At 42.2% G+C, this 12527-nt stretch carries 13 protein-coding genes and 1 riboswitch; of the genes, 12 read left to right on the plus strand and 1 reads right to left on the minus strand.

The features are described 5' to 3' along the window. Nucleotides 1-230: 230 nt before the first annotated feature. The 7 genes from lysA (at nt 231) to HC179_RS03105 (ending at nt 7470) form a co-directional block, all read left to right on the plus strand. Nucleotides 231-1556, plus strand: coding sequence for a diaminopimelate decarboxylase (gene lysA, locus HC179_RS03075; RefSeq protein WP_168863009.1), 1326 nt, complete (start codon nt 231-233; stop codon nt 1554-1556). Nucleotides 1557-2139: 583 nt separating this feature from the next. After that, nucleotides 2140-2580 (plus strand): peptidylprolyl isomerase, encoded by a 441-nt coding sequence (locus HC179_RS03080; RefSeq protein ID WP_060667024.1) that lies wholly within the window; start codon nt 2140-2142, stop codon nt 2578-2580. A gap of 228 nt (nt 2581-2808) precedes the next feature. Further along, a riboswitch (FMN riboswitch) is annotated at nt 2809-2958 on the plus strand. A 138-nt stretch (nt 2959-3096) separates the two neighbouring features. Beyond that, on the plus strand, nt 3097-4200 hold the full coding sequence (gene ribD, locus HC179_RS03085; protein WP_205825204.1) for a bifunctional diaminohydroxyphosphoribosylaminopyrimidine deaminase/5-amino-6-(5-phosphoribosylamino)uracil reductase RibD: 1104 nt from the start codon (nt 3097-3099) through the stop codon (nt 4198-4200). Nucleotides 4201-4204: 4 nt separating this feature from the next. Beyond that, on the plus strand, nt 4205-4858 hold the full coding sequence (gene ribE / locus HC179_RS03090) for a riboflavin synthase (RefSeq protein ID WP_168863010.1): 654 nt from the start codon (nt 4205-4207) through the stop codon (nt 4856-4858). A 14-nt stretch (nt 4859-4872) separates the two neighbouring features. Then, complete coding sequence (locus HC179_RS03095) at nt 4873-6075, plus strand: bifunctional 3,4-dihydroxy-2-butanone-4-phosphate synthase/GTP cyclohydrolase II (protein ID WP_168863011.1); 1203 nt, start codon at nt 4873-4875, stop codon at nt 6073-6075. Between the two features lie 412 nt (nt 6076-6487). Further along, nucleotides 6488-6952, plus strand: a complete 465-nt coding sequence (gene ribH / locus HC179_RS03100; RefSeq protein WP_060667020.1) for a 6,7-dimethyl-8-ribityllumazine synthase — start codon at nt 6488-6490, stop codon at nt 6950-6952. 155 nt (nt 6953-7107) lie between these two features. Next, nucleotides 7108-7470 carry a GNAT family N-acetyltransferase gene (locus HC179_RS03105; RefSeq protein WP_168863012.1) on the plus strand — a complete coding sequence of 121 codons (363 nt, stop codon included), beginning with the start codon at nt 7108-7110 and terminating at the stop codon, nt 7468-7470. A gap of 283 nt (nt 7471-7753) precedes the next feature. Here the strand turns inward: HC179_RS03105 and HC179_RS03110 are convergent, their stop codons facing one another. After that, complete coding sequence (locus HC179_RS03110; RefSeq protein WP_168863013.1) at nt 7754-8272, minus strand: DUF309 domain-containing protein; 519 nt, start codon at nt 8270-8272, stop codon at nt 7754-7756. A gap of 118 nt (nt 8273-8390) precedes the next feature. Between HC179_RS03110 and HC179_RS03115 the strand changes: the two genes are divergently transcribed. The 5 genes from HC179_RS03115 to HC179_RS03135 all read left to right on the plus strand — a co-directional run bounded on the left by HC179_RS03115 (nt 8391) and on the right by HC179_RS03135 (nt 11875). Beyond that, complete coding sequence (locus HC179_RS03115) at nt 8391-9173, plus strand: segregation/condensation protein A (RefSeq protein ID WP_168863014.1); 783 nt, start codon at nt 8391-8393, stop codon at nt 9171-9173. Then, a complete protein-coding gene (gene scpB, locus HC179_RS03120) occupies nt 9160-9738 on the plus strand; it encodes an SMC-Scp complex subunit ScpB (RefSeq protein WP_168863015.1) in 579 nt (192 codons plus the stop codon). Before HC179_RS03115 ends, scpB begins: the two co-directional genes overlap by 14 nt. Before the next feature lie 90 nt (nt 9739-9828). Continuing rightward, nucleotides 9829-10260, plus strand: a complete 432-nt coding sequence (locus HC179_RS03125) for a hypothetical protein (RefSeq protein WP_168863016.1) — start codon at nt 9829-9831, stop codon at nt 10258-10260. A 116-nt stretch (nt 10261-10376) separates the two neighbouring features. Beyond that, entirely contained in the window at nt 10377-10865 is a 489-nt protein-coding gene (locus HC179_RS03130; RefSeq protein WP_060667014.1) for a YpuI family protein, read from the plus strand. Nucleotides 10866-10963: 98 nt separating this feature from the next. Next, nucleotides 10964-11875 carry a superoxide dismutase gene (locus HC179_RS03135; protein WP_168863017.1) on the plus strand — a complete coding sequence of 304 codons (912 nt, stop codon included), beginning with the start codon at nt 10964-10966 and terminating at the stop codon, nt 11873-11875. The last annotated feature ends 652 nt before the right edge of the window (nt 11876-12527 follow it).

A 12527-nucleotide genomic window follows, 5' to 3' on the forward strand; every position in this document is an offset into this window, starting at 1 on the left:
AGGCGAAGACTCCTGAGGGAGATAGCGTTTAGGGGAGACCCCGCAGGCGCTTTTCCGAGGAGGCTCCCCAAACGCCCCTAGGAAAGCGAAGCCTAGTGCGGAAATCAACAGCGGTGTTTAACAGAGCCAAATTTTTTAATGAGGGCTAGAACACATCCACAATTCTCTATTAGAGAATATGGTATTAGATAGAGTTACTTATAAACTAACTGCGCGAGGGGAAACGGCATATGTATTTTCATGGAACTAGTAAAGTAAACGCAAAAGGACACCTGGAAATAGGAGGAGTCGACACAATTAAACTTGCTGTCGAATATGGCACTCCACTATATGTTTATGATGTATCACTAATTCGGGAGCGTGCACGAGATTTTCAGACTACCTTCAAAAATCTCGGTGTCAAAGCACAGGTTGCATATGCAAGCAAAGCATTTTCTTCTGTTGCTATGTTTCAGCTTATAAAAGAAGAAGGGTTATCTCTAGATGTGGTATCTGGTGGCGAGCTTTATACAGCACTTGTCGCGGATTTCCCTGTAGATCGCATCCATTTTCATGGCAACAACAAAAGTATGGAAGAACTTGAAATGGCTGTTGAGAAGAAAATTGGCTGTGTAGTTGTAGATAACTTTTTGGAATTGACATTGCTACAGGATATATGTGAAAAGCATGATTATACTATGCCAATCTTGCTTCGTGTTACACCAGGAATCAACGCACATACACATGATTATATTTTGACTGGACAAGAGGATTCCAAGTTTGGTTTTGACTTGCAAAGCGGTCAGGCGCACGAAGCAATGAAGATTGCAACTAATGCAACTCACTTGGACTTGCTGGGAATTCATTGTCATATTGGTTCTCAGATCTTTGAAACAACAGGATTTAAACTCGCTGCAGGCAAACTATTTGAAACGTTAAAAGAATGGAATGACAAAGAAGGCTTTGAAGCACGCGTAGTGAATCTTGGCGGAGGATTTGGAATTCGATACACGGAAGAAGACAATCCTCTTCCTGCATCTGTGTACGTTGAAGAAATCATCACCGACGTTAAATCCTTTGTAAAAAATCATGACTTAAAAATGCCGGAAATATGGATTGAACCCGGTCGTTCATTGGTTGGTGATGCGGGGACGACCATCTATTCTATCGGCTCGAAAAAAGAGATTCCTAATATCAGGCATTATTTGGCCATCGATGGTGGTATGACGGATAATATCCGTCCGGCGTTGTATCAGGCTAAATACGAAGCGGTACTTGCAAACAGAGTGGAAGATGAAGCAGATGACAAGGTTTCCATAGCAGGAAAATGCTGTGAATCAGGTGATATGTTGATTTGGGACCTTCCTTTGCCAAAAGCCAATCATGAAGACTATTTGGCTGTATTCTGTACCGGAGCATATGGATATGCAATGGCAAATAACTATAACCGAATCACCAAGCCGGCAGTTGTATTTGTAGAAGAGGGTGAAGCTCAATTGGTCATTCGCAGAGAAACCTTCGAAGACCTTGTAAGATTGGATTTGCCTTTCCAAGCAAAAACCAAGCTAACGAAATAAGCCCATTCCAACAAAAGCTCACCCTTTTAAATAAGGGTGGGCTTTTTTTAGAGGTAAGAAATATTATACAATATTGATTTCCGTTCCAGGCGCTTCGCTTGCCTGCGGGCGGTCCGTGAGCCTCCTCACTCCGTTGCGGGGTCTCACCTGTCCCTTCCTCCCGCGGGCGTCTGCGCGCCTTCCACTCCAATCAACAAGGGAACTTCATACACCTAAAGATTAAAAGAGCTTAGGAGTATTTTGAAAACTATCAACTGTCGTATTCGTAATTTCTAGCTGTTGATTGGAGCAAAAGGCGAAGACTCCTCGAAAATGCTACGCATTTTCTTCGTGCGATGTTTCGCTGCCGAAGTCTTCCTTGTCCTGAGGGAAATAGCGCTAGGTGGAGACCCCGCAGGCGTAGCCGAGGAGGCTCTCGTCAGCCCCTAGGAAAGCGAAGCCATTAGCGGAAATCAACAGCGGTGTTTAAGAAATCTACTAACGAAATAGCAGCTTAACCGGCCGTCTTACTTCCTTTTCCTACTATAATCATGTATGATAATAACTGGTTCATTTTAATTTTATATACAAGGAGATGTTCATAATGGCAAAAACAGGATACATACTTATGGAAAACGGAGAAAAAATCGAATTCGAACTTTACCCAAACGAAGCTCCTAACACAGTTGCTAACTTTGAAAAATTAGCAAACGAAGGATTCTACAACGGTGTGACATTCCACCGCGTTATCCCTGGTTTTGTAAGCCAAGGTGGAGACCCAACTGGAACAGGTGCAGGCGGTAGCGGCACTACGATCAAATGTGAAACAGAAGGTAACCCACATAAGCATGAAGCAGGAAGCCTTTCCATGGCTCACGCTGGGAGAGATACTGGTTCTAGCCAATTCTTCATCGTACACCAGCCACAACCTCACTTGAACGGTGTTCACACTGTTTTTGGTAAAGTGACTTCTGGACTTGAAACAGCTAGAAACATGAAAAATGGCGATGTTATGGAGAAAGTAGAAGTAACAGACGCTGAATAATAGCTTTAAAAGTGGGAGCAGAAATGCTCTCTCTTTTTTTACAAGAAAAGAAAGCAGGTAACTACCATGAATAAAAAGAATTGGATCTTACTGGGCGTATTACTCGGCATGTCGCTAGTCTGGGGCTTAATTTACTGGTTTTTCATCGTTTAACAAACTTATCTGAAACTTTAAATTTTACTTATCTGGAAGATATGCTAAAATAATAATGGTATACAACTACATATGAATGTCCTTCGGGGGTGGGTGAAATTCCCTACCGGCGGTGATGAAGCTTATGCTTCTTAGTCCGTGACCCGGTTTTCTTGAATAAGAAAAGCGGTGGATCTGGTGCAACTCCAGGGCCGACAGTGAAAGTCTGGATGGGAGAAGGATTATAGATTGCAAGCAGTGAAAAATTCATTTATGAGCACTGTTTATTTTCCTATACGCAATTTTAATCCACTCAAACCTCTAAGGCGATATACTTAGAGGTTTTTATTATTTTTTTGATGTATTTTAGGAGGGGATTCGGCTTTGGAAGATCAGTATTACATGAAATTTGCCATTGACCTGGCCAAGCGTGCAACAGGTCAAACTTCTCCAAACCCGGTTGTCGGTTGTGTAGTAGTGAAAGAAGGAGAAATTGTAGGGTTTGGGGCACACTTGCGAGCAGGAGAGGCTCATGCAGAAGTCCATGCCATTCAAATGGCAGGCGCGGAAAAAACAACAGGGTCAACTGTTTATGTAACACTAGAACCTTGCAGTCATTTTGGAAAAACGCCTCCTTGCTCAGATCTTCTCATTCAATCATATGTTAGCAGAGTAGTCATAGCATCAACAGATCCAAACCCATTGGTTGCAGGAAAAGGAATAGAAAAGCTTCGCAAGGCAGGGGTAGAAGTGGAAGTTGGTGTTTGTGCGGATGAAGCCCTGGCCTTGAATCAGGTTTTCTTCCATCATATAAAAACAGGGAAACCATTTGTAACATTGAAATCAGCTGCCAGCCTGGATGGAAAAACGGCCACTCACACCAATGAGAGTAAGTGGATCACTGGACCTGACGCACGCATGGATGTCCATCTATATCGTCATCAGCATGATGCGATCCTAGTAGGTGTTGGGACGGTCCTTGCTGATGACCCAAGTTTAGACACTAGACTGCCAAATGGCGGAAAAAATCCGATAAGAGTCATCATGGATTCTCATCTTAGAACTCCTCTGGATTCTAAAGTGGTTACAGATGGTAAGGCGCCTACCTGGATTATTACCGGCTCCAAACCGGATCACGAGAAAATGGCTTTTTTAAAGAGACAAAAAGGAGTTAGAGTCTTTACTCTCCCGATGGAAAAGGTAGAGGTCAACGTTCTTCTTTCGTTGCTTGGGGAGGAAGGTATCACCTCTTTATTCGTAGAAGGCGGAGCGACAGTTAATAGCAGTTTTTTGAAAAATAATGCCATTCAGCAAGTAATAACATATATCGCTCCAAAATTGATAGGTGGTAGTGATGCTCCTTCAGTTATTGGTGGGGAAGGCTTTGCAAGAATGGATGAAGTGGTGGAGCTTGAAATAAAAGAGGTTACCAGAATCGGCCCCGACCTAAAAATTATTTCTACTCCTAGGATAGATAAACGGAGGTGAGAACTTGTTTACAGGGATCGTTGAAGAAATAGGAACAATTAAACAAATCATACGAGGCGATCAAGCAATTATTCTAGAGATTGAAGCCAAGAAAGTGATAGAGGACGTAAAGCTTGGAGATAGTATTGCTGTCAATGGTGTCTGCCTGACGGTTACAAGCTTTACGGCAAACCGGTTTACAGTAGATGTTATGCCTGAAACGATTCGTGCAACTTCGTTAAAGACATTAAACGCCGGCTCCGGGGTAAACCTTGAGAGAGCAATGATTGCCAATGGCAGATTCGGAGGGCACTTTGTCAGTGGTCATGTTGACGGAACAGGGACCATTCAAGGTAAGAAGAGAATGGGCAACGCGGTCTACTATACTATCATGGTTGAAAATGAATTATCTCGCTATATAATGCTTAAAGGGTCGATAACGGTAGATGGTACAAGCCTGACTATATTTGGAGTGACAGATAATAGCTTTACTATCTCTCTTATTCCCCACACCTTGAATGAAACAATTCTTGGAGGAAAAGGTAAAGGTGATACCGTCAATATTGAAGTGGATATGTTGGCAAAATATATGGAGCATCTGTTGAAACACCAGAACGGAACTCCTTCTCATAAATCTAGTATGTCTGCATCATTTTTAGAAGAGCATGGATATAAATAAGGTGGGTGAGAACGATGAGTGAAGTATTTAATACAATAGAAGAAGCATTGGAAGATTTACAGCAGGGCAAAGTTATCATTGTTTGTGATGATGAAGATAGAGAGAACGAGGGGGATTTCGTAGCACTTGCTGAAAAGGCAACTCCCGCTGTAGTGAATTTTATGGCCACACATGGTCGTGGACTAATTTGTGTTCCTGTTCAAGAAGAGTTGGCAGAGAAATTGGACCTTGTTCCAATGGTAAATCACAATACCGATTCACATGGCACGGCCTTTACTGTCAGCATCGATCATAAATCCACAACGACTGGCATTTCTGCCTTTGAACGATCCACCACCATTTTGGAGCTCTTATCACCGACATCTAAAGCAGGAGACTTCAAACGTCCCGGACATATTTTTCCGCTTGTAGCTAAAAAAGGCGGAGTGTTAAGAAGAGCGGGTCATACAGAGGCAGCGGTGGACTTAGCTTTATTGAGTGGTTCTTATCCAGCTGGTGTCATTTGTGAAATTATGAATGAAGACGGCTCCATGGCACGTGTGCCAGAGCTAAGAAAAATTGCAGACAAATTTGATTTGAAGATGATTACCATCAAGGACATGATTCAGTATCGAAATCGAAAAGATAAGCTTGTTCAAAGGGAAGTGGAAATTAAGCTTCCAACTGAATTTGGTGATTTCCGAGCTATCGGTTATTCAAATGTAGTGGATGGGAAAGAACATGTAGCTTTAGTAAAAGGAGATATCGACCATGCATCTCCAACGCTTGTCCGTGTTCACTCTGAATGCTTGACAGGGGACGTGTTCGGTTCCAATCGTTGTGATTGTGGCCCGCAACTTCATGCTGCACTGGCTCAAATCGAGAAGGAAGGCAATGGAGTGCTTCTATATATGAGGCAAGAAGGGCGGGGCATTGGCTTGCTTAATAAGATGCGGGCGTATAAGTTACAGGAAGAAGGTTACGACACGGTAGAAGCAAATGAGAAACTGGGCTTTGGTGCAGATTTGCGCGATTATGGTATTGGAGCACAAATCTTAAGAGACCTTGGCGTATCCAAAATGAAGCTTTTGACGAACAATCCTCGAAAGATTGCAGGATTAAAAGGATATGAGCTGGAGGTTGTAGACCGAGTGCCTCTTCAAATGCCGACCAAAGAAGCTAATGAAAGTTATTTAAAAACCAAGCATTCAAAATTAGGACATATGCTGCATTTTTAAATATTCCAGTACTCTAGTTGTTACTTGGAGTAAATTGCTGAGACTCTAGCGGGGGAGAAGCAGCAATGTTGAGACCCCGCAGGCGAAGCGAAGCCACTGAAAAACTGATAACGTAAAGTTTTTTATGTTTCCTAGCTGGTGATTGGAGCAAAAGGCGAAGACTCCTGAGGGAATTAGCACTAGGTGGAGACCCGCAGGCGTAGCCGAGGAGGCTCCAGCAGTGCCCCTAGGAAAGCGAAGCCATTTGCGTAAATCAACAGCGGTGTTTAGTGGGATTTTAAAATCAAGGTCTTTTTCAGTGGCTCCTGCGAAGCCGAGGAGTCTCAAGGTCACACGGCGGAAAGCGAAGCGTTTTGCGGAAAGTAACAACGGTTTAATAAGAAGTATAAATGTTAATTAGGAGGAACCAATAATGGCAAAAGTATTCGAAGGTAATCTAGTAGGAACAGGACTTAAAGTAGGAATCGTAGTGGGCAGATTCAATGAATTCATTACAAGCAAGCTTCTCGGAGGAGCACAAGATGCACTTAAACGACACGGTGTAGAAGAGGACCAAGTGGACGTAGCGTGGGTACCAGGTGCATTTGAAATTCCATTGGTAGCCAAAAGAATGGCTGACTCAGGTAAATATGATGCGGTGATTACCCTAGGGACCGTTATTCGCGGATCAACTCCTCATTTTGACTACGTATGTAACGAAGCGGCTAAAGGGGTATCCCAAGCATCTATGCAATCAGGCATTCCGGTAATTTTTGGCGTTCTTACAACAGAAACCATTGAACAGGCAATCGAAAGAGCAGGAACGAAAGCTGGAAACAAGGGTTGGGAAGCTGCTGCAGCTGCCATTGAAATGGCAAATTTATTACGCGAATTCTAAGTTTTATTTTAAAAAGGTGTACTTTAAAGCTTTGTTTGGATAGAATGTATACTTAAGAGTAAGAAAATCTTTCAGATAGGAACATTTTTCATCTATTTTCCTATACTACTTGTAGTTATACTTATGAAAGTTTTTTCGATAATGAGGGGTAATTTATGTTAATTCGTTATAAGAAGAGCTTTGAGAAAATTGCTATGGGTCTAATGTCCTTTATGCCAACTGAGAAAGAGCTGAAGAAATTACAGCAATCGATGAGAGACTACGAAGAGAAAGAAAACTGGCAGCTTTTCCTTTTGAAGGAAGACGATATCATTGGCTTGATTGGTATTGAGTTGGAAGAGGATAGCTTCACCATTCAACACATCAGTGTGATCCCGTCCCACCGTGGGCAAGGGTTTGGGAAGAAAATGGTTGTCGAGCTCACGCAAACCTATCCAAACAAAGCAGTCAAAACAACACAATATACTACTGCATTTATTGAAAAATGTGATTTAAATGAAGATGAATGCAGTGATTAACTGCATATATAATAAAAACGACGGCTTTCTTTGTGAAAGCGCGTCGTTTTTGTGTTGTGGAGATGAATTCTTTCGGTCGGATAGCTACTGTAAAAGTCCCAAAAATAAACATACGAGCTGAACTAGGTAAAATACGGTCCAAAAAGTAAACATACGAGCGGAATCGGAGCAAATACTGTCCGAAAAACGAAAATACGAGCCGAAATGCAGCAAATACATGCCGTTCGACACGAACAGTCAAATTCCGACACGCGCCACCTCCCCATCCGGCTTCATGGTCAACCTAACCCTTCTTCCGCAATTCAAGCTGCCTCTGCCTTTCCGCTATCACATCCGAACGATCACGAAGGGTATGCCTGTTCACCAATGATCCGTCATGCAAGTCGCTGGCTGCCCCCCAAACTTTTCCCCCACTTTTCGCCATAGCATCACAGGACAGTTGCAAATCAGGATCCGCTATCGGCAAATCCATACTCTTATAGGGTTCTTGTTTCGTCACATATTCCAACCGCTCTTCAAGCAATTGAACCAATCGCCCACTATCAAGCCCCAACGCATCAATTGCTGACGACTCCTTGCCGATAATCCGAGAAGCATTTTGAAGCATCCGCAATGCTCCCCTAAAATTTCCCCTGCGCTGATGGTATAAGCCCACGGCAATTTGAATAAGACCTACCCAATGAACTTCACGTTCACTTGCGTCTTTTTCCTTCCAATATTCTTCGAGTACTTCATGGCATTCAAAATAGTCTCTATCACAATGAAAATGATATAAAAAATCGAGGTAAGCTTTAGGATACAAAGGATTTCCTCCTTAATACAAATCTAATAATATTTTAACATAATCATGAAAACTCTATAAAATCTTGATACAATACTCTATACTATTGTATAGTTTGATGTTTATGTTAGGTGGATGAATGATTGTGCAGGAATACAATGTAAAAGTAGAGGCCTTTGAAGGCCCGTTGGATTTATTATTACATTTAATAAACAGGTTGGAAATTGATATATATGATATTCCGGTTGCTCAAATTACCGAGCAATACTTATTATACATACATACTATGAAAGAATTGCAGTTAGATGTTGCTAGTGAGTACCTTGTCATGGCAGCAACCCTTATTGAAATCAAGAGCAAAATGCTGCTTCCAAAACATGATGATGAAATCCTAGACGAGGAAGATGATTTCCCCGATTATGAAGAGGATCCTCGTGAGGAATTAATGAATCGACTAATAGAGTATCGGAAATATAAAGAGGCAGCGGATGACTTAAAAGAGATGGAAGAGGAACGCAGCCATCTTTTTACGAAGCCTCCAAGTGATTTGAGCGGTCTGATGAAGGAAGTAAAGCCCGAAGAAGTAAAATTGGATGTTTCTTTATATGACATGCTTGGTGCCTTGCAAAAACTAATGCGTAGGAAAAAAATACAAAAACCGATGCAAACTAGAATCACACGCCAGGAAATCCCGATTGAGAAGCGAATGGAAGAATTGATTCAGGATTTGCGTCAATTCAAGGGACGTAAGCATTTTTATGACCTATTTCCAGAATCAAGCAAAGAGTATATTGTGGTGACGTTTTTGGCGATACTTGAGCTTTTAAAAAAGAACAGTATCCTTTTGGAACAGGATAATAATTTCTCGGATATCTATGTGTCTTATAAGGAAGGAGGAAACGAGGAAAGTGGCTATTATTAATTGGAAAGCGATTGTGGAGAGCCTCCTTTTTGCTGCAGGAGACGAAGGGCTTACACTTAAGGAACTTACAACTGTTCTTGAAGTGGAGGAACATGTTGCATTGGATATTTTAGGAGAGTTAAAAAAGGGTTATCAAAAGAAAGAGCGGGGAATCACTCTTATAGAACTAGCAGGTACGTATCAATTGACCACCAAAAAAGAGCATTCTGTCTATCTGAAAAAGCTGGTAGAATCGCCTTCTTCCCAAACACTTTCACAAGCAGCCCTTGAAACATTGGCAATTGTCGCATATAAACAGCCAATTACCCGGACAGAAGTGGAGAGCATTCGCGGTGTGAAAAGTGAAAGACCGCTACAAACATTGGCAGCAAAAGCGCTTGTAAAAGAAGTCGGAAGAGCGGAAGGAACAGGAAGGGCTATTTTGTATGGTACGACCAAGGAATTCCTCGATTATTTTGGATTAAAAGATATTAAAGAATTACCGCCCCTAACTGTAAATATGGAAGAAATGGACGAAGAAGCTGACTTGTTTTTTGAAAAGTTTCAAGAAACGTTTGAATCTTAAGATTATTTAATCCTATTATGGTAAAATAGTAGTATGGGAGGCTGTAAATGAAAAAGCCCCTATGACAGACTAGCAGGTGGGAGTGACCGTATGCGTATAATAAAATGTAGAGGGTATGAATTAGAAAAGGCACAACCCAACACTTCTGAGGATTTTTTTAACCGCTCCGAAGTAACTTTTGAAGATGATGGACAAGAAAAGACTTTACATGTACTGTATATTCGATACTATGATGAAACCTTTTCTGAGTTCATCCCTGCAATGAGTGGAGATGCAGATCCTATTTTCGAGATTGGTGAAAAACAAATTACATTTAAAGATTTGGTAGCTATCGTTTGTTTAATAAAGAACCCAAGTTTTCGCCAAAGGAAACGTATCTATATCAATACACAAGAAGAGCTAGCTGCTTATTTTGAAGGAGTGAATATCTCTAAAGTAAGAGAAATCTTTGAAGACATCCACCAACAGGGTGACTATAAACTTACCTCTCCACTTCACTTTTTAGCACAACCTTCTTCTTGAAGTAGGCCAAGCTAGAAGTACATTCTAGCATTGCTAGTAATACTTTTATGTTAAGGTACGTAACGTAGTAGAAACCGACAATTAGAAAAAACTAATACTTGGAGGGTCATTTTTCAATGGCAAATACAATTGTAAAATCACAAACAGAACAGGTTGAGAGCTTTTTAGGAAATACGGTACATCAATTGAACACGTTCTTGAATGAAGCTACGCTTTCCACACTGATGGAAGAGTCATCAACGACCCAAGGGTATGTAGAACTTCTTTTATTGAATACTCGTCGACTTGCTGTATTCTGTGACGAAGGGTTGAATGCTTGTCAAGTTATCCTGAAAAGTGAACCGTTCAGAAAGTCAGCTGCTGAGAAAGTTTTATATAACATTTATCATCAATGTATTGAAGAGTTCTTTGCGCCGAGAAACGATGCTTGGTATGAGGACAGCCGTTCTGCCTACACCGGGAAAAATTCTATTCAGTTCCATGAAGCGCCACCAGAATCATTGAAATTGGTGATTAGAGGCTTGGAGAGTGATTTTCAAGCAGTTCGTGAAGAACTTGAATATTATGAAACGGACTACCGGACAAAAATGATGCAAAGCAATTGATTTTATAGCACCAGCCCTATTTTCGGGGGTGGTGTTTTTTCTTTTTCTACTACTGCACTCTTGTTCCATATTGCCCAGATGTTGCATACAATAAAACGATGAGTGCGGGGAGGGCGAGGAATATCAAACAAAATCAGCTTGTTTTTAAACAGTACTTAAGCGATGTGGAAGATTGGTGTTTGGAAATATTGACCTCCAATCAAGGTAGCAAAGAGGATGTCCGTAACAGTTGGTTACCCGAGGTAAGAGGTTTACTAAAGAGGATTCAACATACACAAGAGCAACAGTATATTTTTGAGACTGATATCCTGGATATTAAAAAATGTGTGGAAGAGACGGCAGAAGAGATGCGGACTGTTTCAGGCAGACGGGCTAATAATGCAAGAGTGCCAATAGGGCAGCATTCCCTACCACCACTTCCCTATCCATATAATGCACTAGAACCATACATTTCTAGAGAAATAATGGAACTGCATCACCAAAAACATCATAAAAGCTATGTGGATGGGTTGAATAAAGCGGAAATGAAGATGCTAGAGGCGCGTGAAACTGGCAATTATGATTTAATCAAGCACTGGGAACGGGAAGCGGCGTTTCATGGATCCGGCCATTACTTGCACACCATGTTCTGGGATAACATGTCACCAAATGGTGGGGGCCAGCCTAGCGGAAGATTAATGCAGCAGATAGTTCAAGATTTTGGTAGTTATGAGAAATTTAAAAGGCATTTTTCAGAAGCAGCTGACAAAGTGGAGGGTGTTGGATGGGCTCTGCTTGTTTGGTCTCCACGTGCACACCGTTTAGAAATATTGCAAACGGAAAAGCAACAACTATTTACACAATGGGACACCATTCCGCTTCTTGGGTTAGATGTATGGGAGCATGCCTATTATCTTCAATATAAGAATAACCGAAAAGATTATATCGATAAGTGGTGGAATCTTGTAAATTGGAAAGACATTGAAAAACGCTACCAAGAAGCGTCAAGGTTGAAATGGAAGTCATATTAATTAGTGAGGGGGGCGTTGTGCTCCTCTCTTTTGTTGTTTATGGGAGATATCGAGCGCCATTATGTTATGAAGACCTGATTGGCGCAGAAATAGATGGAGAGAGGTCCTCATCAGGGCGATGAAGACCCGAGTGCCCGGAAATAGGTGGAGAGAGGCTTTCATCAGGGGAATGAAGACCCGAGTGGCGCGGGAAAAGGTGGAGAGAGGTCCTCATCAGGGGAATGAAGACTTGATTGGCGCGGAAATAGGTGGAGAGAGGTCCTCATCAGGGCGATGAAGACCCGATTGGCGCGGAAATAGGTGGAGAGAGGTTCTCATCAGGGCGATGAAGACCCGCGTGGCGAGGAAAAAGGTGGAGAGAGGTTCTCATCAGGGCGACGAAGACCCGAGTGGCGCGGGACTAGGTGGAGAGAGGGCCTCATCAGGGAGGTTAAGGCCCGAGTGGCGCGAAAATAGGTGGAGAGAGGGTTTGAGCAGGGGAAGGAAGGCCGGAGTGTCGCGGAAATAGTTGGATATAGGTCTTCTACAGGGCGATGAAGACCCGAGTGACGGGAAAATAGGTAGAGAGAGGTCCTCATCAGGGCGATGAAGACCCGAGTGACGGGAAAATAGGTAGAGAGAGGTTCTCATCAGGGCGATGAAGACCAGAGTG

The organism is Bacillus sp. RO1, from assembly GCF_012524115.1.
Taxonomy (GTDB): Bacteria; Bacillota; Bacilli; order Bacillales; family Bacillaceae_I; genus Sutcliffiella_A.